The sequence below is a fragment of the Actinobacillus genomosp. 1 genome (assembly GCF_029774175.1).
GTDB lineage: Bacteria > Pseudomonadota > Gammaproteobacteria > Enterobacterales > Pasteurellaceae > Actinobacillus.
This window is the reverse complement of record NZ_CP103834.1, coordinates 1,366,968-1,386,565: the sequence shown is the minus strand read 5'-3', so window position 1 is coordinate 1,386,565 and position 19,598 is coordinate 1,366,968. Positions and strand designations below refer to the sequence as shown.

Genomic DNA, 19,598 nt, shown 5'->3' with positions numbered 1-19,598 from the left:
AATGTATTTACTTGATACTCATTTAATCAGTGAAATTCGCAAGATGAAGCAAGGTAAATGCAATGCAGGCGTAGCGGAATGGGTCGAGAGTACATCATCAGAATTGATAAAAACCAATGCGATTGTAATGATGGAAATTGAGCGAGGGATTTTATCAATAGAACGTAAAGATATTGCCAAAGGTAAAGTATTACGTCGTTGGTTTGATGAGCTAGTTAAACCGACGTTTGCAGGTAAAGTCCTTACTATTGATGAAGAAACTGCCCGCATTTGTGCCAAATTACATATTCCCGATCATGCTCCTGAAAATGATGCGTGGATTGCAGCAACTGCGATTCAACATAATCTGATTTTAGTCACTCGCAATGTGGCGGATTTTGCGAAAACCGGCGTGCGAGTGTTTAATCCGTTCCAAGAGTAGCCACATTTTCCACCAACAAAATAGGCAGAATGAAACTCTGCCTATTTTTATCTCCGTCCTATACAACCAGACATCAACCCGTTTTATATTAAATATCAGAAAAAGTGATTAGCCTTTATAACTTAACAAGCGGTAAAATTTACGGAATTGTTTGCAAATTCAATGGAGAAAAGCAATGACAACAGAATATCAACCGCCAAAAGTATGGCAATGGGAAGCACCAAACGGCGGACAGTTTGCCAATATCAATCGCCCGACTTCAGGTGCGTTATTTGAACAGCATTTACCGAAAGGCGAACACGATTTACAGTTGTATTCGATGGGTACACCAAACGGCGTAAAAGTTACCGTTATGCTTGAGGAATTATTAGAACTTGGCATCAAAAAAGCCGCTTATGATCTGTTTCTGATCGATATTAGACAGGGCGATCAATTCGGTTCGGATTTTGTAAACATTAATCCGAATTCAAAAATTCCGGCGTTACTCGATTACAGCCGTGAAAAACCGCAACCGGTATTTGAAAGCGGTGCGATTTTGCTTTATTTAGCAGAAAAATTTAACGCGTTCTTACCGACCGATTTCAGCGAACGTACCGAATGTTTGTCTTGGTTGTTTTGGCAAATGGCAAGTGCGCCTTACGTGGGCGGCGGTTTCGGGCATTTCTACAAATATGCACCAACCAAGCAAGAGTATCCGATTAACCGTTTTACCCTTGAAACTAAACGCCAGTTAGACTTGTTAAATAAACAGCTTGCGAACAAAAACTATATTTGCGGTGAACATTACAGCATTGCCGATATTGCAATTTGGGGCTGGTATGGACAAATCGTGTTAAATCGTGTGTATGAAGCTGCTGAATTTTTAGCGGTACACGAATATCCGCACCTGATGCGTTGGGCGGAACAGATTGCTAACCGTCCGGCTGTGATTCGTGCCTTAGTAAAAGAATATCGTCCGATTAAATCGTAAAAAAAGGGAGAAAAATGACCGCACTTACTCAAATTGCCCGCTATAAAATGTTTGGCGGCTATCACGAACGTTATACGCATTATTCAAACAGCACCCACTGTGAAATGACTTTTGCCATCTACTTGCCGCCGCAAGCGGAACAAGGGAAAAAAGTACCGGTGCTTTATTGGCTTTCAGGGCTGACTTGTACCGATGAAAACTTTGCGACCAAAGCCGGCGCACAACAATTTGCCGCACAACACGGTATTGCGATTGTGATGCCGGATACCTCACCACGCGGTGAAAAAGTGGCAAATGATGAAAGTTATGACTTAGGCCAAGGTGCCGGTTTTTACCTGAATGCGACCCAACAGCCGTGGGCAGAACATTTCAAAATGTACGATTATATTGTGCAAGAACTGCCGGCGCTTATTGAAGCAAACTTTCCGGTCAGCGATAAACGTTCGACTTCCGGGCACAGTATGGGCGGACACGGTGCGATCCAAATCGGTTTAAAGAATCCGGAACGTTACTGTGCGATCTCGGCTTTCTCGCCGATCGTTACTCCAAGCCAAGTACCGTGGGGACAAAAAGCCTTCACCGCTTATTTAGGCACAGATCAGACCGCTTGGGCTGAATATGACAGCTTTGCGTTATTAGATAAGGTATCGCCTGCTCGCCCTATTTTGATTGAGCAAGGGCTTGCCGATAGCTTCTATCCAACCCAATTACAGCCGGAAATATTTGCCGAAAAAGCACAAAAGCTAGGCTTTGATGTCACACTCAATTTGCATGAAGGCTATGATCACAGCTATTTCTTTATCGCGAGTTTTATCGAAAAACATATCGCATTTCATGCAAAAGCGTTAGCAGAAGCATAATATAAAAAGACAAGCGGTCGTAAAATGCAATTTTTTTGCAAATTATGACCGCTTTTTATTTGGTTATGTTAATCGGATTAGCTCGCTAAACCGAAGAATTGCTGAATCCCTACCAGTAAATTATTTACTGCAACGGCGGCAAGAATTAATCCCATCACTCGGCTGATAACCGAAGCCCCGACACTGCCGATAACATTTTGAATTTTACTTGCGGCTAAAAGTAAGAAATAAGTAATCAGCAATACCGCTAACATAATGAGCGTAGTAATGAATTGATCCGTTAAACTAAAGCGATGGTTATCGGTTAATAGCACGATTGCCATCATTGCACCGGGAGAGGCGATAGAAGGAACGGCAAGCGGATAAACCGCCAATTCACTTAAGCTGGTTTGCATTTTGATTTCGTTTTCCGGTTTACCTTCACCGAAAATCATCGTTAAAGCAAAGATTAATAAGACTAAACCGCCGGCAATTTGGAAAGCGGAAAGCGGAATCTGCATCATTTCGAATAGGGATTGCACGGCAACCAAGAAGAATAGCAAGATAATCGTCGCAATTCCGACCGCTTTTAAAGCGACTTTATGACGTTCTGCTGCGGAAAGATGGTTTGTTTTGGCTAAATAGACCGGAATCGAACCGATCGGATCGATTACCGCCCATAACACGACAAACTGTACAATTAATGAATCAAACACAGTAAAACTCCAAATAAATCACTTAGTTATTTGGTAAAGTAACAGAATTTTCGATTTCGTCAAGGCTGGAAAGGCAGGGTTTTCGAGTTAGGAAATAAATAAGTAAAAACGGTATGAAATCAGGGATCTCATACCGTTTTCGTTATGTGTGGATTATTTAATCCAGCTTACGATTTCTTCAATCGGTTTACGTGATTTCGGTGTGATATCACCAGCACGATAGCCGAAAGTTGCCATTACAGAAACGCCGTATTCATTCGGGTCGAATGCGCCGGCTTCGGCAAGAATTTGATTAACCGCATCGTAGTTGAAACCTTCGATAGGGCAGCTGTCGATACCAATCATTGCCGCACCGCTCATCATATTACCTAATGCGATATAAGTTTGTTTTGAGCACCAGTCAAATAATGCACGTTCATTGCCGGCAATTTTAATATCTTCAACGTGGAATTGTTTGTATAACGCTAAAGTTTTTTCCATTTCCTCAGCCGTTAAACCACGTTGTTCAAGGGCTTTTTTGAAGTATTCGCTATCGTGGCTTGCATTTTTCTTAGCAAGTAAAACCACTAAATGGCTTGCGGCGTCCATTTGTGCCGCCATACCCCATGCAACCGGTTTTAATTTGTTACGTAATTCTTGGTTTTGAATTACCACAAATTTCCACGGCTCAGAACCGACCGAACTTGGTGAAAGACGAGCTAATTCTAAAATATAAGCGAAATCTTCATCGCTGATTTTTTTAGTAGCATCGTAATTACGTGTTGCTCGGCGATATTTAAATGCTGCTAACACATTTTCTTTTTCAATATTAAACATTATTTTTCCTTTTTATTTATAGAGTTGATTAGTTAGTGCAACGAATAAAGATGCAAGAACTAAACACGATTTCATAGTTGCTTTCCGAATAAAATATAATTTTTAAAGTTTAAGCGATTCCAAGATATAAAATCCAATCACATTTTATTATAGGGAATATAATTTAAGTTTATGTTAGAAAGCCTATTTTTAGGCGTTTACAATGTTAAAAAATAAGCTACAATCAATTAAATTTGTCCCACAGCAGAAGGAAAATAATATGACGGCAACATTTACACAAATTGGTTGGATCGGCTTAGGTCAAATGGGCGTACCGATGGTTAATCGTTTACTGGCGAATAATATTAATGTCAGCGTTTATAACCGAAATGCGGCGAAAAGTGCGGAATTTGCAGAAAAAGGTGCAAAAGTTGCCGGTTCGGTAGAACAATTAGTTGCAGAAAACCAAGCGGTTATTTTGATGGTTTCGGACTATGCGGCGGCAGTAGATATTTTAAATCCGGACGTTTGTGCAAAACTGCAGGGTAAGGTTATCGTTAATATGAGTACGGTTTCCCCAACCGAAAATTTAAAACTAAAAGTATTGGTGGAAGAACACGGCGGCTTATTTGCCGAAGCACCGGTTTCAGGTTCGGTGGTGCCGGCGACAAACGGTACTTTATTAATCCTATTCGGCGGACAAGAAGCGGTATTAAAACCGTTACAACCGGTATTTGACGTACTTGGTCAGCGTACTTTCCATTTCGGTGATGTGGGTAAAGGCTCCGGTGCAAAATTAGTGCTTAATTCATTATTAGGCGTATTCGGCGAAGCCTATGCAGAAGCAATGTTAATGGGCGAACAATTCGGCATTAACTTAAATGATCTTGCCGAAGCGATTGGCGGATCAGCGATGAACTCACCGATGTTCCAAACCAAAAAACTGTTATTGTTAGAAAAATCATTCCCTGCGGCATTTATGCTGAAACATGCAAGTAAAGATCTCAATCTCGCTTGTGGAGAATTAGAAAAAGCAGGCTTAACGCTACCAGCGGTTGAAACGGTTGCGGCACAATATCGTGAAGCGGTAAAAGCGGATTTAGGAAGCCAAGACGTTTCAGGTATTTACTTACAATTAGCGAAAAAATAATTAAATTTGTATAAATAAGCGGTCGTAAATAGTTAAAAATTTACGACCGCTTATCATTTTATTGTCCTTTACTCTTGTTAGGAATTTATTTCAAAGCTCTGTTTTAATAACTGTAAGATTGCTTGTATTTTTGCCGATTGAGTGCGATGCGCTGTGACGGCATAGAGATTGTAGTAAGGTAATTCAATTTCTGGTAACACGATGACAAGTTCTTTTCTTGCAAGTGATTGTTCGATTTCACCGGAAAGTTGAATGGTGAGTCCAAATCCTGAAATAGCAAGACTTTTAGATGCGGTAATACTTGAACATATAAACGAATTTTTCGGCGAAACTCCTTCTAAACCCAGTGATGATAAAGTATTACGAAATACGGTTTCATTATATTTTATCCAATCTAAGGATAGTAGATCCGTCGCATTATTAATTTCTTTTTCAGCTAAATAAGTCGGGCTAGCACAAATACACAATCGCCATTTAGTCAAATAACGGGCGACTAAACTGCTGTTAGGAGCAGGTTCTGCCGCTCGAATAGCAATATCAATTTGTTCGTTCATTAAATCGGCAATATGATCATCCGGAATCAGTTCAAGCTGAATTTTAGGATGTTGTAATTTTACTTTGGTAAGAAATCGCTTAACCGCTTGGCTATCAATAAAGCCTGTCGGTAAACTGATCGTAACTGGACCGGTAAGTTCGGTTTGTAAATCAGCTAATGCTTCCTGTGTTTCTGCCAGCGTTTGGCTGATTTTCTTTGCTCCCTGCCATAAAAGTTTGCCTGCTGCTGTTGGGCTGATCTTACGAGTCGTTCTATTAAGTAATTTAATGCGGTGATGCCGTTCTAATAATTGAATATGTTGGCTGACAGCGGAACTGGTTATGCCTAATTCTTTAGCTGCGGCAGACATACTGCCTTTTTCTAAGACAAGGTTAAAAATTAACATTGCTTTTAGCATGTCCATCTATCTTTTCCTATTTATTGTTAAGTTTTTCTTGAAAGTTTATTAAGGAATATGTGGATTATCAAGTTGTATTAATAGCGTTACACTCTTTCTATCTTCATTAAACATTTTGGGAGTATAGCTTATGCCACATATCAATATTAAATGTTATCCGAAACATCTAAACGAAGTAGAGTTTACGAATTTCATTGATGAATTAAATGCCGTAATACAGAAACATTTAAAAGCAACGGATGAAGTTATTTCTATTCAATATACCGAGATTGATCCGGAAAATTGGGGAGAGGTTTATCATAACGAAATTGAACCTAATTTAGCGACACTTGCGAAAAAACCGGGTTATAAACTCTAGAGCTAAAATTTAAATTCAAAAATATGGAGTGAAAAATGAAACGAGGAAAATTTTTTCTTTTATTATCAGGGCGTTGGGTTTCTATTTGTTCAGCTAATACAAGTGAAATTCCTCGTTATTTTGGACAAACGGAATCAAGTTATATAAGCCAAACCGCTTATGGCAATTATCCGCAGGCAGGTAAGAGGGTTCAATCCGGTTCGGCTAAAATCTATTATGAAACTTACGGAAAAGGAGATCCGATCGTTATTTTACATGGTGGTTTAGTCGGTTCGATAACGGAAATGGGGGAGTTTATTGATCATTTAAAAAATGATTATCTGGTTATTGCCATTTCGACTCGAGGTCATGGAAAATCGGAAGTTGGTACAGAACCGCTTGATTATGCACAGAAAGCTAAAGACGTAAAAGCGGTATTGGCACAAGAAAAGATTACTCAACCGATTGATATTCTTGGTTTTAGTGACGGTGCTTACACAGGTTATGTCTTTGCCGCAGAATATCCGTTACAGATAAAAAAATTAGTGGCTATCGGTGCGGGTGAATGGAAAAAAGCGTGGCGTTCTTTTGATCTTCCGTTGGAGAATTTAGTTAATTTAGATAAAGCATATTGGGAGCTACAGCAGCATCTTCGTCCCAATCGCGATTTAGCAAATTGGTATAAAAATCAGACCGCTTACTATAATCAAGTTGAAATTGGTAAACCGCTTTTTGAACGGGTTAAAAATAAAACGTTAGTTTTAGCCGGTGAAGATGATAAAAATGCTCCGTTAGATACCGTGATTCAAGCCTATAAATATTTGCCTAATGCAGATTTGGCAATTATTCCTAATGCACCGCATCAAGTTTTTATGACTAATTTCCCCGCTGTATGGGCGGTAGTCGAGCCATTTCTACAGCAAAAATAAGCATAAATAATTAGAGGTAAATCACATATAGATTTACCTCTAAAATTTAGATTGGTTAAAGACTATTCACAATTTCTTTCAACAAGCGGTAAGATTTCGCCTGTTTTTGTTCATCGTAGATATAAGTCACCGCCATAATTTCATCAATTTCCACTTGTTTAGTTAATTGGGTTAATTGAGCTTTAACTGTTGCCGGTGAGCCGACTAGCGTACAAGCGGTCATTTGTTCTACCACCGCTTTTTCTTGGTGGTAAATCTGCATTTCACGTAAATCGACCGGTCCGAAGTGCAGCTCGTTTTCCGTACGATTAAAGTTTTGCCACACTTCCGCATCATTTGCCATTGGCGGTTGTAAATTCTGTTGTGCGTTGGTCACGACATTAATAAAGAATTGGGTTTGGGTGGTCACCAGACTTTGTGCTTCCGCATCGCTATCCGCCACAATCGCATTCACGCCCATAATTACATAAGGTTTCGCTAAATATTTGGACGGCTTGAAATAACGGCGATAAATTTCGACCGCTTCCATCATCATACGTGGAGCGAAATGGGCGGCAAACGCATAAGGTAAACCCAGTTCTGCGGCTAAATAAGCACTTTCGGTGCTGGAGCCTAAAATATAGAACGGGATATCTAAACCGGCGGCAGGGTAAGCGGAAACCGGATTAGTATTTTGGAAATAACCACGCAGTTCGGCAATTTCATCCGGAAATTCGAGGTGTTTTGCTCCTCGGCGTAATGCGTTAGCGGTACGCATATCGGTGCCGGGCGCTCTGCCTAAGCCAAGCTGAACACGATTCGGATAAAGGGTTGCAAGTGTACCGTATTGTTCCGCTACAATATAAGGACTGTGGTTCGGTAACATCACACCGCCTGAGCCAACCGCAATTTTGTTAGTATTGGCTAACGCGTGTTGAATCAGCAGGGTGGTTGCCGAGCTGGCTAGGTTTTTCATATTATGGTGTTCGGCAATCCAATAGCGAGCCAAATCCAGTTCTTCCGCCAGTTTTGCCAGTTTTACCATAGATTGCATTGCTTGTGCGTAGTTTTGCCCTTCACGCACCGGGACGAGATTTAAAATAGAAAGTTGCATAATGTGATAAATCTGAGTGTGATAAATAAGATAAAGCGGTGTAAAAAATGCTTCTTTTTACACCGCTTGTATAGACGTTAATTAGAAATAACCACGTTGATATTGTGCCGGCACAAATTCAATACCGCTGTTATTTGACGCATTTTGTGCGTATTGTACATTCAATAACCATTGTGGGTCACGTAATAATGCACGGCCAACGCCCACTAAATCCGTATCGCCAATGGCTAGCACATGATCAACCACATTCGCATCGTCCAACATACCGACAGCAATAGTAGGTAAACCGGTCGCTTGTTTTACCGCACGAGCTAGATACACTTGATAACCTGCATTAAATGGCGGATGTTTGCCTTCCGCTAACACACCGTCACCGCCGGCACTTACGTGCATACAATCTGCGCCGGCTGCCGCAAAACGTTTTGCCATTTCCACACCGTAATCCGCATCAAAACCGTCCGCACCGAATTCTTGTGCCGAAATACGCACGATCAACGGCATATCTGCCGGCATGACCGCTTTAGCGGCTTTAATTACTTGCTCACCAAATAAGAAACGATCTTGACCGTATTCATCAGTACGTTGGTTTGATTTCGGCGATGAGAATTGGTGAATTAGATAGCCGTGTGCGCCGTGAATTTCAATCGCATCAAAACCGGCTTCCACCGCACGTTTTACCGCATCTTGGTAAGATTGAATCACTTCCTGAATTTCCGCTTTGCTTAATTCACGAGGAGTTTTTAAATTCTGACCTGTATAATCTAATTCACCGTAGTGAATTGCCGAAGGTGCAACCACATCATCGCAATCTTGCGCTTTACGACCGGCGTGACCAATTTGCACCGCAATTTTACTGCCGTATTTATGTACGGAATCGACAAGCGGTTTAAACGCATCACGTTGTTCGTCATTCCATAAACCTAAGCAACTTGGAGTGATACGACCGTTTGGTGCAACGTTGGTCATTTCTACAATGATTAAACCGACACCACCAATCGCACGCGCGGTGTAATGCACAAAATGCCAGTCGTTCGGCACACCGTCTGTTGCCGAATATTGGCACATAGGTGGCATCACGATACGGTTTTTAAGTTCAAGATTTTTGAGCTTGAAAGGTGTTTGTAAATATCTAAATTTCGCCATGTCTAAATCCTTACTTGCAAAAAATTGTATAAATTTTACCGCTTGTTATAATATAAAAACTAATCATATTTGTTTATGGAAGTTATAAATATGCGTGATATTAGAACGGTGGATTTAAATTTATTAAAAGCATTTGATGCACTTTTACAAGAACGCAACGTAACCAAAGCGGCACAACGTTTATCCGTGACTCAACCGGCAATGAGTGCGATGTTAAACCGCCTGCGTGACAGCTTTGGAGACCCTTTGTTTGTACGTGTGCAACACGGGATTGAGCCGACCGCCAGAGCCTTGGCATTAATGCCTTCAGTTAAAACCATTTTGGCGGAAGTGAATCGAATGTTACGACCAGTAGAATTTGATCCACAAACAGCAGAAATGACGATTAAGATTGCCTCCACTGATTATGGTTTGGAAGCGATCGGTACGCCTTTCTTAGCCCATTTAAAACAACTTGCACCCAAAATTAGGGTCGCTTTTTTACCGGCACAAGACGTGGATTTGTTAGCCCAATTTGAACAGGCGAGAATTGATATTGCCTTGGTTTCCACCCAACATATTCCGGCGGATTTACACAGCAAACCGTTGCTGACAGAACATTATGTTTGTGTGATGCGAGCAGATCACCCAATGGCAAACCAACCGTTAAATTTAGACAACTTTTGTGAATTGGATTTTGCAATGATGTCCTATGACGGTGGACAATTTTACGGTGTTTGTGATGAGGCATTGGCGAAACTCGGTAAAACTCGTCGTGTGTCAGTATCAGTCAATCACTTCTCATTGCTACCGAATATCTTACGTAGCACAGACGTAGTGGCATTGATGCCATCACGCTTATCTCATAACTTTAGCGGATTGATTTGCAAAGAGCTTCCGCTCGAAGTACAGGGCTTTGCAATCCAAATGGCATGGCACGAACGCACCCACCAAGACCCAGCTTATCAATGGCTCAGAAATTTGTTGGTGGAGAGCCTGACGAAACAATAATTGACGAACGTATTTACAAAAAATGAGGGAAATTAGACCGCTTGTTATCACTAATATACTAGCTCGCATCCCCTTTCGGGCTTACCCCAAAATGTCTTTTATATTCTCGGCTAAACTGACTTGGGCTTTCGTAGCCGACTTGGAAAGCAATATTGGCGATATTGCTTTGCTTGGTTTGAATAAGCTTTTGTGCGGTCAGTAGACGATGCGATTTTTGATATTGTAACGGCGACATATTGGTCATTTTTTTAAAATGTAAATGAAAACCTGAAACCGACATTCCCGCCTGTTTCGCTAAATCATCTACCCGTAACGGTTCAGACAAATGTTGCTCGATCCACAATGCAGTTTGAGCGATTCGATTTGTGTGGCTGCCTATTTGTACCAATTCTCGTAATTTCTGCCCTTGATCACTTTTTAACAGGACGTAATAAATTTGTTGTTGAATAAGCGGCGCAAGAAAATCTATATCTTCCGGCGTTTTGAGCAAGTCAATCAAGTGTTCAAACTGAGTCAGCAAATTTTCTTCTAATTGCCATTTCAAAAAAGCGGTTGATTTCGTCTGATTTTTTGCAACACTTTTTGGAATGTGTGGCACTATACTTGTCACCATTTTTAGATCGATTTTCATCGTCATCATCAGATAGGGCTTTTCAGGGCTTGCTTCCACTACTTCTACCGACAACGGCACGTTTACCGGACAGAACATAAAATATTTGTTACTAAATAATGTGCATTGATCACCGACACAAATTTTTCTCTCGCCTTGCAACACAATACAAATGCGAGGTTCAAGAATTGTGTTTGCCACCGGTGTAGGACGATCGGCGTGCTGAATCACAAACCCGTCAATCGGCGTTTGCCAAATTTGGTTTTTCGGCACAAGCGGTAATAATTTATCAATAATTTGCATTTTTGGAGAATTAGGCAAAATTTTTACCGAAATGATATACCGACAATCGTGAAATTTCCACAAAAATAACCGCTCGTTCAATGAATATTTGGAGCGGTACGAAAATGGGATTGCAAGCGGTCAAATTTGTAAATCATTTTGCGAATTTGACCGCTTGTGCTTAGAATGGCGAAATTTTATCCAACTTTTGGAGCAATGATGAAAAAAACATTACTGGCGATGATGATCGCAACTGTCGCAGTTGGCACAACAGCTTACGCTGAAACGAAAGCCGTGGCAAATCCTGTGGTGGCGAACCTTGAACAAGAAATCAAAAGTTCGGTATTGATGGACGGCTTAGACGGCGTTTGGGATATGGTTTGGGGGGCTGACGACAAAATTTGGATCACCGAGCGTCAAGGCAAGAACATTGCGACCATTGATCCCAAAACGGGCGAGAAAAAAGTGCTTTACACCTTTGACAAAGCCTTCGCTCAACCCGTTCATCAGGGTGTATTGGGAATGGCGTTCCACCCCAACTTCTTGAAAGGCAAAGGCGAGAACTATGTTTACGCCTACTACACTTATGCCAAAAATCCAACGGACGGTAAATCAACCGCTGGGCGTATCGTGCGTTTAAGCTATGATGCCAAAGCGGGAACACTCGGTAACGAAACGGTGGTGCTAGATAATTTAACAGGCGGTGATGACCACAATGGCGGGCGTTTGATGTTCGACCAAGCGGGCAAATTATTGGCAACCTTTGGCGATAACGGTTTCAACCAATACGGTAATAGCTGTAAGGAAAACCTCGCTCAGAAATTACCAACCGCTGAGGAAATCAAGCAAGGCAACTTCAGCCATTATCGTGGAAAAATTCTTCGTTTGAATTTAGACGGTTCAATCCCTGACGATAACCCAACGATCAATGGTGTGAAAAGCCACGTTTGGGCGTATGGTTTCCGTAATCCGCAAGGCTTAGTTTGGGTAGGAGATCAACTGTTCAACGTGGATCAAGGTCCGGGCGTGGACGATGAAGTCAATCTCATCGAAAAAGGGGGCAATTACGGCTGGCCGCACATTGCTGGCTACCAAGACAATCAGGCTTATAGTTATGTGAATTACTCTCAAGTGAACAACTGTACCCAAGCCCCGATGTACGATGAAGTGACCGTGCCAGAGGGCGTGAAAGCACAATTCCAAAAAGAAACGGACGTGAAATTAGACAACTTCAAAGAGCCATTAAAAACGTTCTATACTGTGCCGAACAGCTACAATTTCAATGATCCAAAATGCAATGGCGACTATATTTGCTGGCCAACGGTAGCGACTACCAGTATCGCTTATTATCCGAAAGACGGCAAAATCAAGCATTTGCAAAATTCCTTGCTTATCACAGGGGTAAAAACAGGTATTCTCTACCAATTACCGTTAAGTGGCGATGCCAAACAGGTTCAAGGCGAAGTGCTAACCCACTTCCGCACCAGCAACCGCTACCGAATGGTACTGGTGTCGCCTGATAGCTCGAAAATCTATGTTGCTACCGATAGTGCAGGCTACATTATGGGCAAACAGCTACAACCCGTGAATGAAGTCGAAAACAAAGGGGCAATTCTCGTTTTTGAAGCGAAATAACAATGCTAGAAAAGGTGGGCAATAGTGCCTACCCTACAAAACACAAGCGATCGAAATTCGCAAAAAATTTGCAGATTTTGACCGCCTGTGGCAAAGCTATTGATGTTTTAACTCTTTAAGTGCTTGGCGAATAATCGCATAACTCGCTGAAAGTGAGAGATAAACCATCACAATAGCAACGATAAGATCAGGTAGATTTGAGTGAGTAAGATAAACAAAAAATGAGGCTAAGATAATGATTAAATTACCAATCGCATCATTTCGTGAGCATAGCCATACGCTCATCATATTGCTGTCGCCTTGACGAAAGCGATAGAGTAACCAAGCGGCAAGCATATTTGCCATAAATGCCGCTAATCCCATTCCGCCCATATCGTTATAACTTGGAAGTGAGCCTTCAGCAAATTGGTAAAAGGTTGTAATGAAAACCCACACGCCAACCAATCCCATTGTTATACCTTTAAGAAGACTGGCTTTTGCTCTTATGGAAAGAGACTTACCTAAAACCAAAAGGCTAATCAGATAATTGGCACTATCACCTAAAAAATCCAAACTATCCGCTAATAGTGACACCGAATTTGCTCGCAAGCCGACCAAAATTTCAACTATAAACATTACTGCATTGATCGAAAATACGACCCATAAAATTTTCCGATAAGTGTTGGAAAGCATTGTTTGCTCAACAGCACAATGATTGCAAGCCATAAAAAAATCCTCTCTAATTGAAAATAGAGCTATACTGTAAAGCCTGTTCTTAGCACAGGGTCAAGAGGGAATTAAGATGAATGATTTTTTTACGGTAAAAGAAGTGAGCAAACAAACGGGGCTTTCACTTGAAACGATTCGCCATTACGAAAAAGTCGCATTAATTTGCCCGCCAAGAGCAGAAAACGGCTATCGCCAATTTAATCAAACCATTATGGAACAGTTAATTTTCATCAGAAATTGCCGAGCATTAGGGTTTTCGCTTGAAGAAATCAAACAAATGCAGGCTTTACAACAGCAACCGCAACAAGATTGCCATAATGTCGATGAGCTTCTCGCCAGCCACATTTTGCAAATTGATGAAAAACTCTCTCAATTACAGCAAATCAAGCAAAAGCTACAAGGCTTGCAAGGATGCAATAACCATAAAATTTCACAATGCAAGGTCATAAACGGCTTAAAAAATAGGTAACTTGCGTGGGCTAAAATGCCCACGTATTCATTTTTTGATGTCCTACCAATCTTTCTGTTCAAATTCTTCCACTAAAAAATCAATGATTTGTCGCACCGCAAGCGGTAATTTTTCTCGGCTTGGATACAAAGCGTAAAGGCTGTATTTGGGAAGTGTCCATTCAGGCAAGACGTTGAGAATTTTACCGCTTGCCAGTAGGTCGCTTAACATATATTTCGGTAGCATTGCAATGCCATTATCGGCAAGCACACTGTTGAGCAAAGCAGTGGTGTCATTGGTGGTAAATTTACTTGTCAAATCAATTTCGATGGTGCGTTCCCCTTGCGTTAAGTGCCACATTTTCATACTGCTATGGCAAAGCTGATGATGTTGCGACAAGTCGTTGGGTGTGGTTGGCGTGCCGTATTCCGCAAGATAGGCGGGGCTTGCCACTAGCAATGAATGGCAATCCGCCAGTTTTCGAGCAATCAAATGGGGGGCAGGGTTATGGGTGATCCGAATGGCAAGATCGATACGCTCGCTAATTAAATCAACCAAATTATCCGTTAGTTGTAACTGCACATTGAGTTTAGGGTGCTGTTTGATAAAACGGTTAATGCTATTTGCTAAATGCAAACTGCCGAAGGAAACCGAACTCGCCACCCGAATCACACCTCGCAATTCGCCTTTTTGAGCGGAAATTTCTCGTTCCATTTCCACCGCACTTTCGGTAATTTTTCGGCAAAAAACGACCGCTTGCTCTCCAATCTCGGTAAGTACCACTTTGCGTGTGGTGCGTTGGAATAAACGAGCGTTGAGCCAGTCTTCCATTAGGGCAATATAACGGCTGATCATTGATTTAGAGATGTTTAATCGTTCAGCCGTTTGGGTAAAACTGCCCGTTTCAGCCACCGATAGAAAAACATTGATTGCAGTAAGTTTATCCATTTTTTCTTCCATTGTTGCTCATTAAGAAACAATGTTATTCAAAAAATGCCATTTATTCAATTTTTTGTTTCGTTATACTGTGCAATATCAAAACGGCAACGTCATTATTTTTTAATTTAACAGAAGGAAAACGTTATGAAAATCGCAGTAATTGGCGCAACAGGTTTAGTGGGCAATGCAACAGTGCAAGAATTGGCTTCTCGTGGACACGAGGTGGTGGGCTTTGCTCGCAATGTTGAAAAGGTGTTTAAGGCAGAGAACGTTCAAGCCGTGCAAGCGGACGTAAATGCAGAAGATTTTGCAGAAAAATTAGCAGGGTTCGATGCGGTGGTGAGTGCGTTTAATGGCGGTTGGACAAACCCAAATCTGGCCGAAGATACCGAGCGTGGTTCAGCATCTATTTTGAACGCAGCCAAAGTGGCTAATGTGCCGTATTTATTGGTGATTGGCGGTGCAGGTAGCCTTTATGTCGCCCCTGATTTACAGCTGGTGGATACACCAAATTTCCCACCTGAAGTGTTCCCAGCGGCAAATGTGGTGCGTAATTTACTTACCGAATTAAAAGGTCGCCGTGATATTAACTGGGCATTTTTATCGCCTGCGGCAATGTTTGCGGTAAACCCGCTTTCGTTTGAAAAAACAGGCAAATATCGCCTAGGCAAAGATGATGTATTGCTCAACGGTGACGGCTCGCCAGCAGATATTTCAGTACCAGATTTAGCCGTGGCAATCGCTGATGACGTGGAACAAAAAGCCCACTTATTTAGCAGATTTACGGTAGCGAACTAAGAAACAGGGCAGAGACGCCCTTTTTTTGTTATAGGAGTAAATAATGGCACTGTTGATTTTTAGCCTAATATGTGGAGGCATTTTTTGGAAAATGCTTAACCATTCGCCCCGCTTACTCCATTTAGGTGAACTACAAAAGATGGAAAACATCCAATTAGACAACACCGTTTTTTATGTTGAAGAAACTCGCTTTGCGACAAACAATTTAGCGGTTAATCAGTATCAACATTTGGCGATGCATTTTTACGATAGGGGGAAATTGTTGAGATATCGCCACGATTGGTACGATCTCTGCCTAACGGTATTTCAATTTGAAGATTGTTCAATGTGGCTTTGGCGGCGAGGTAATCATATCCGCTTAGTCAAAAGCCAAGAACCAATGGAACTTGCTGAATTTGAAAAAAAGATTGCCCCTATCGCTTATAGTAAATGTCTTCACTAATGCCATAACATTTGGAGAATTAGGCAAGTGTTTTAGAGAAATAAGCTACCGCCCACTACTCAATCCCTCCTAAAATAACCGCACTTCTAACGGATAATGCTTAACAGGAGAACATAATGAATTCACTTTTTCAAACTTATACATTAAACAATGGCGTAGAAATTAAAAACCGCTTGGTGGTTGCACCAATGACTCACTTCGGTTCAAACAAAGACGGTACATTAGGCGAGCAAGAACGTACTTTTATTAGCAACCGTGCGGTGGATATGGGGATGTTTATCACAGCGGCTACGTTAGTGGCGAAAAATGGTAAAACCTTTGTAGGACAACCTGAAGCCCTTGACGATAGCCACTTAGACAGCTTGCGTGAAACGGCAAAAGTGTTGCAAGCGCAAGGTACCAAAGCAATTTTACAAATTCATCACGGTGGCGTGAATGCACAAGCAAATTTAACAGACGGACAAGCACTGATTAGTGCCTCAGACCACGCTGAAAGCGGTGCAAAAGCAGCAACTGCAGACGAAGTGGTGGCGTTAATTCAAGCCTATACCAATGCGGCAGAATTAGCGATCCGTGCAGGCTTTGACGGTGTGGAAATTCACGGCGCGAATGGCTATTTGATCCAACAATTCTTCTCGGGCGAATTTAACCGCCGTACAGATGAATGGGGTGGTAGCCTTGAAAAACGCTTACGTTTCCCATTGGCGATTGTGGACTCAGTTATTGCATTAAAAGAGAAATATGCAAAACCTGAATTTATCGTGGGTTACCGTTTCTCGCCAGAAGAACCGGGCGAAAATGGCTTAACAATGGCAGATACTTTCGCTTTAATTGATGCGTTAGTGGAAAAACCATTGCAATACTTACACGTTTCATTGCACGAATTTGACAAAAAAGCACGTCGTGGTGCAGAGACCAACCTCACTCGTATGCAACTTATTCACGAACGCATTAACGGCAAATTGCCATTAATCGGTGTAGGAGGCTTACTTTCAGGTGAGCAAATCCGAGCGGCATTCCAAACAGGTTGGGCGGAATTTATCGGCTTAGGTAAAGCGGTAATGGTCAATCCAAACATTGCGACTTTATTGAAAGAAAACCGTGATAGCGAAATCGCAACCGAGCTTGATCCAACTCGTGCCGACCAATACGGAATGCCGGACATTCTATGGGGCTTATGCCAACAAGGTGGTGCGTGGTTGCCACCTGTGAAAGGTCAAGACTGGAAACCATTAGATATTTAATCTTTATTTAGAAGGAATACACAATGAAAATTTTTTACCAAACATCAGCAACAGCAACAGGCGGTCGTGACGGACATACACGAGTAGATGACGGTTCACTCGGTTTAGATTTAGTTGGTTTCCAAAACGAAAGTGGCAAAGAAGGTGCTAACCCTGAACAGCTTTTCGCAATGGGCTACGCAGCGTGCTTTGACAATGCAATTATTCACGTTGCTCCAACACTAGGCATTAAACCGACTAAACACTCAACGACTGTTGGCGTGGGTATCGGTCAAAAACCAGACGGTGCATTCGGCTTTGAGATCGACATCACCATTACCGTGGAAGGCTTAAGCGTAGAAGAGGCGAAAACCTTAATCGAAAAAGCCCACGCAACTTGCCCATACTCAAATGCAACCCGTGGCAACGTGGACGTGCGTTTACACGTGAATGTGATGCAAATCTTTGATCTATAAGGAAATTAACAATGGCAGCCTATGTGGTTTTTATTCGTGACGAAATGAAAGATCAAACCGCTTACGATGAGTATTTACAACTAGGCGTGCCGACACTGGCTCCGTATGGTGGCGAGATTTTGGTGGCAAACGGTGAATGTCAAGCCCTTGAGGGTGCGGAAATTGACGGTTCCGTAGTGTTACGCTTTCCTGATATGGCGGCCGCCCGAGCTTGGTACACCAGCCCTGAATACGAAAAAATCAAATCAATGCGTTTGAATGCAACACTAGGGCGTGCGGTACTATTAAATGGTATTGCTTAATTCGCTGACAAGCGGTTAGATTTTGCAAAGTTTTACCGCTATTGGAAGAAAGTAATACCGCCTGAGATTGATATTTCAGGCGGTATTTTGTCTATATGGCGAGTAAACAAGCGGTCGAATTTTCGTGAAATTTTGCCAATTTATGAATATCGCTCAAACTTTACAAAAAAATTAGCGACCTAACAAACCGACAGCCTCAACGATTTTGATTAAGCCTTCTGCTGCTACATCGTTGATAATTTTGCCTTGTTTATTGAAGTAATAAAAATTCATTATGCGTGTTGCGAATTTATTCCCCGTAGGGGCTTTACCCATAAAATCGCCCAAGTGAGTGCCTGTGCATAGCCATTGCACCACAACGATATTGCCTTCTTCGACCATTGCTTCGGCTTGCCATTGAACATCAGGGAAGCTTTGGCGGAATAAATGAACAATCGCCAGATAACCTTTTCCGCCAACCATTGGTTCAGGAGACATTGGTGTATAAAATGGGGCATCGTCAGCTACTAACTCACACATTAATGCTTCATCAGCAGTGTTAATGGCAGTTTGAAAACGTTGCATTTGCTCTTTTTGAAAACTCATAATTTCTCCTATGAAATAGTGTCTTTTGAGTTGTGAGAAATTATATCTTATGTAAGATAAATTTATAATAATCTATTTTCTTTAAACACTTTGAAGAAAAACTTATAAATTAAAGCAGGTTATAAGTTATAGAAGTTTTACATTCCCTGTTACTTAAGGAAAAAAATATGATCACGTTACACTATCTAAAACAATCTTGTTCACACCGTATTGTATGGCTACTTGAAGCCTTAGGTTTGGACTACGAACTAAAAATTTATGACCGCTTAGAAGGCACCGGCTTCGCACCGGCAGAACTGAAAGCACAACATCCGCTTGGCAAAGCTCCTGTATTGCAAGACGGCGATTTAGTGTTAGCGGAAGGCAATGCAATTATCCAACACTTGCTCGACCGCTACGACACGGAAAACCGTTTTACCCAAGCACACAAAACGGACGCTTATTCCAATTACGTTTACTGGCTAGCGATTTCAGCGTCAATGTTCTCCGCAAACTTACTGGCGTTAGTCTCGAAGAAAGGTGATTTAGGCGACTTCGCCCAATACACTAATGCGCAAGTTGGTTTATATTTCAATCATGTAGAACAATCGCTAGAAGGCAAAACTTGGATCGTAGGCGAACAACTCACCGGCGCAGATTTTGCATTAAGTTTCCCACTACAATGGGGCTTAAACTATGTGAACAAAGCGGATTACCCAAATATCACCCGTTACCTAGAACAAATCGAAACCCACCCTGCTTATCTCAAAGCGAATGAGAAAACAGCAGGGGGATTAGATTTGAGTCGATTCTAAAACACAAGCGGTCGTAAATT

Annotated in this window: 24 protein-coding genes; 15 read left to right on the top strand and 9 right to left on the bottom strand. The window is 41.7% G+C overall.

Annotated features, from left to right (window positions below; all coding sequences use genetic code 11):
* Position 1: 1 nt before the first annotated feature.
* The 3 genes from NYR63_RS06325 (at position 2) to fghA (ending at position 2,251) form a co-directional block, all read left to right on the top strand.
* On the top strand, positions 2-421 hold the full coding sequence (locus tag NYR63_RS06325) for a type II toxin-antitoxin system VapC family toxin (RefSeq protein ID WP_279456773.1): 420 nt from the start codon (positions 2-4) through the stop codon (positions 419-421).
* 175 nt (positions 422-596) lie between these two features.
* Positions 597-1,391: a glutathione-dependent disulfide-bond oxidoreductase gene (gene yghU / locus NYR63_RS06320; RefSeq protein WP_279456771.1), complete on the top strand. Its 795-nt coding sequence runs from the start codon at positions 597-599 to the stop codon at positions 1,389-1,391.
* Positions 1,392-1,405: 14 nt separating this feature from the next.
* The gene (gene fghA, locus NYR63_RS06315; RefSeq protein ID WP_279456770.1) at positions 1,406-2,251 is read left to right on the top strand and encodes an S-formylglutathione hydrolase; all 846 of its coding nucleotides are present in this window, start codon (positions 1,406-1,408) and stop codon (positions 2,249-2,251) included.
* Between the two features lie 77 nt (positions 2,252-2,328).
* On the opposite strand, the gene NYR63_RS06310 is transcribed toward fghA, so the two are convergent.
* On the bottom strand, positions 2,329-2,946 hold the full coding sequence (locus NYR63_RS06310; protein ID WP_237610195.1) for a MarC family protein: 618 nt from the start codon (positions 2,944-2,946) through the stop codon (positions 2,329-2,331).
* A gap of 153 nt (positions 2,947-3,099) precedes the next feature.
* Positions 3,100-3,762: an NAD(P)H-dependent oxidoreductase gene (locus tag NYR63_RS06305; RefSeq protein WP_279456769.1), complete on the bottom strand. Its 663-nt coding sequence runs from the start codon at positions 3,760-3,762 to the stop codon at positions 3,100-3,102.
* 259 nt (positions 3,763-4,021) lie between these two features.
* Between NYR63_RS06305 and NYR63_RS06300 the strand changes: the two genes are divergently transcribed.
* Positions 4,022-4,891 carry an NAD(P)-dependent oxidoreductase gene (locus tag NYR63_RS06300; RefSeq protein ID WP_279456768.1) on the top strand — a complete coding sequence of 290 codons (870 nt, stop codon included), beginning with the start codon at positions 4,022-4,024 and terminating at the stop codon, positions 4,889-4,891.
* Between the two features lie 77 nt (positions 4,892-4,968).
* Here the strand turns inward: NYR63_RS06300 and NYR63_RS06295 are convergent, their stop codons facing one another.
* A complete protein-coding gene (locus NYR63_RS06295; protein WP_279456767.1) occupies positions 4,969-5,850 on the bottom strand; it encodes a LysR family transcriptional regulator in 882 nt (293 codons plus the stop codon).
* 124 nt (positions 5,851-5,974) lie between these two features.
* Here NYR63_RS06295 and pptA point away from each other — a divergent pair, with 124 nt between their 5' ends.
* Positions 5,975-6,202 carry a tautomerase PptA gene (gene pptA / locus NYR63_RS06290; protein ID WP_279456766.1) on the top strand — a complete coding sequence of 76 codons (228 nt, stop codon included), beginning with the start codon at positions 5,975-5,977 and terminating at the stop codon, positions 6,200-6,202.
* Positions 6,203-6,237: 35 nt separating this feature from the next.
* Positions 6,238-7,110, top strand: coding sequence for an alpha/beta fold hydrolase (locus NYR63_RS06285; protein ID WP_279456765.1), 873 nt, complete (start codon positions 6,238-6,240; stop codon positions 7,108-7,110).
* A 55-nt stretch (positions 7,111-7,165) separates the two neighbouring features.
* Here the strand turns inward: NYR63_RS06285 and NYR63_RS06280 are convergent, their stop codons facing one another.
* Entirely contained in the window at positions 7,166-8,203 is a 1,038-nt protein-coding gene (locus NYR63_RS06280) for an LLM class flavin-dependent oxidoreductase (protein WP_279456764.1), read from the bottom strand.
* An 81-nt stretch (positions 8,204-8,284) separates the two neighbouring features.
* Positions 8,285-9,346 (bottom strand): NADH:flavin oxidoreductase/NADH oxidase, encoded by a 1,062-nt coding sequence (locus NYR63_RS06275; RefSeq protein ID WP_279456763.1) that lies wholly within the window; start codon positions 9,344-9,346, stop codon positions 8,285-8,287.
* A 90-nt stretch (positions 9,347-9,436) separates the two neighbouring features.
* On the opposite strand from NYR63_RS06275, the gene NYR63_RS06270 reads away from it, so the two are divergent.
* On the top strand, positions 9,437-10,336 hold the full coding sequence (locus NYR63_RS06270; protein ID WP_279456762.1) for a LysR family transcriptional regulator: 900 nt from the start codon (positions 9,437-9,439) through the stop codon (positions 10,334-10,336).
* Positions 10,337-10,394: 58 nt separating this feature from the next.
* On the opposite strand, the gene NYR63_RS06265 is transcribed toward NYR63_RS06270, so the two are convergent.
* The gene (locus tag NYR63_RS06265; RefSeq protein ID WP_279458542.1) at positions 10,395-11,249 is read right to left on the bottom strand and encodes an AraC family transcriptional regulator; all 855 of its coding nucleotides are present in this window, start codon (positions 11,247-11,249) and stop codon (positions 10,395-10,397) included.
* Positions 11,250-11,447: 198 nt separating this feature from the next.
* On the opposite strand from NYR63_RS06265, the gene NYR63_RS06260 reads away from it, so the two are divergent.
* Positions 11,448-12,863: a glucose/sorbosone family PQQ-dependent dehydrogenase gene (locus tag NYR63_RS06260; protein ID WP_279456761.1), complete on the top strand. Its 1,416-nt coding sequence runs from the start codon at positions 11,448-11,450 to the stop codon at positions 12,861-12,863.
* A 96-nt stretch (positions 12,864-12,959) separates the two neighbouring features.
* On the opposite strand, the gene NYR63_RS06255 is transcribed toward NYR63_RS06260, so the two are convergent.
* Entirely contained in the window at positions 12,960-13,568 is a 609-nt protein-coding gene (locus NYR63_RS06255; RefSeq protein WP_279436857.1) for a cation diffusion facilitator family transporter, read from the bottom strand.
* 76 nt (positions 13,569-13,644) lie between these two features.
* Between NYR63_RS06255 and NYR63_RS06250 the strand changes: the two genes are divergently transcribed.
* Complete coding sequence (locus NYR63_RS06250) at positions 13,645-14,040, top strand: MerR family DNA-binding protein (RefSeq protein WP_279445980.1); 396 nt, start codon at positions 13,645-13,647, stop codon at positions 14,038-14,040.
* Positions 14,041-14,082: 42 nt separating this feature from the next.
* Here the strand turns inward: NYR63_RS06250 and NYR63_RS06245 are convergent, their stop codons facing one another.
* Entirely contained in the window at positions 14,083-14,967 is an 885-nt protein-coding gene (locus NYR63_RS06245; protein WP_279456760.1) for a LysR family transcriptional regulator, read from the bottom strand.
* A 135-nt stretch (positions 14,968-15,102) separates the two neighbouring features.
* On the opposite strand from NYR63_RS06245, the gene NYR63_RS06240 reads away from it, so the two are divergent.
* The 5 genes from NYR63_RS06240 (at position 15,103) to NYR63_RS06220 (ending at position 18,199) form a co-directional block, all read left to right on the top strand.
* Positions 15,103-15,756 carry an NAD(P)-dependent oxidoreductase gene (locus tag NYR63_RS06240; protein ID WP_278226189.1) on the top strand — a complete coding sequence of 218 codons (654 nt, stop codon included), beginning with the start codon at positions 15,103-15,105 and terminating at the stop codon, positions 15,754-15,756.
* A 43-nt stretch (positions 15,757-15,799) separates the two neighbouring features.
* Positions 15,800-16,198, top strand: coding sequence for a hypothetical protein (locus tag NYR63_RS06235; RefSeq protein WP_279456759.1), 399 nt, complete (start codon positions 15,800-15,802; stop codon positions 16,196-16,198).
* 116 nt (positions 16,199-16,314) lie between these two features.
* The gene (locus tag NYR63_RS06230) at positions 16,315-17,442 is read left to right on the top strand and encodes an NADH-dependent flavin oxidoreductase (protein ID WP_279456758.1); all 1,128 of its coding nucleotides are present in this window, start codon (positions 16,315-16,317) and stop codon (positions 17,440-17,442) included.
* A 23-nt stretch (positions 17,443-17,465) separates the two neighbouring features.
* Complete coding sequence (locus NYR63_RS06225) at positions 17,466-17,897, top strand: organic hydroperoxide resistance protein (RefSeq protein ID WP_279456757.1); 432 nt, start codon at positions 17,466-17,468, stop codon at positions 17,895-17,897.
* An 11-nt stretch (positions 17,898-17,908) separates the two neighbouring features.
* Entirely contained in the window at positions 17,909-18,199 is a 291-nt protein-coding gene (locus tag NYR63_RS06220) for a DUF1330 domain-containing protein (RefSeq protein WP_278226181.1), read from the top strand.
* Positions 18,200-18,370: 171 nt separating this feature from the next.
* On the opposite strand, the gene NYR63_RS06215 is transcribed toward NYR63_RS06220, so the two are convergent.
* Entirely contained in the window at positions 18,371-18,784 is a 414-nt protein-coding gene (locus NYR63_RS06215; protein WP_039197976.1) for an ester cyclase, read from the bottom strand.
* Between the two features lie 167 nt (positions 18,785-18,951).
* Between NYR63_RS06215 and NYR63_RS06210 the strand changes: the two genes are divergently transcribed.
* The gene (locus NYR63_RS06210; RefSeq protein ID WP_279440497.1) at positions 18,952-19,578 is read left to right on the top strand and encodes a glutathione S-transferase family protein; all 627 of its coding nucleotides are present in this window, start codon (positions 18,952-18,954) and stop codon (positions 19,576-19,578) included.
* Positions 19,579-19,598 lie beyond the last annotated feature (20 nt).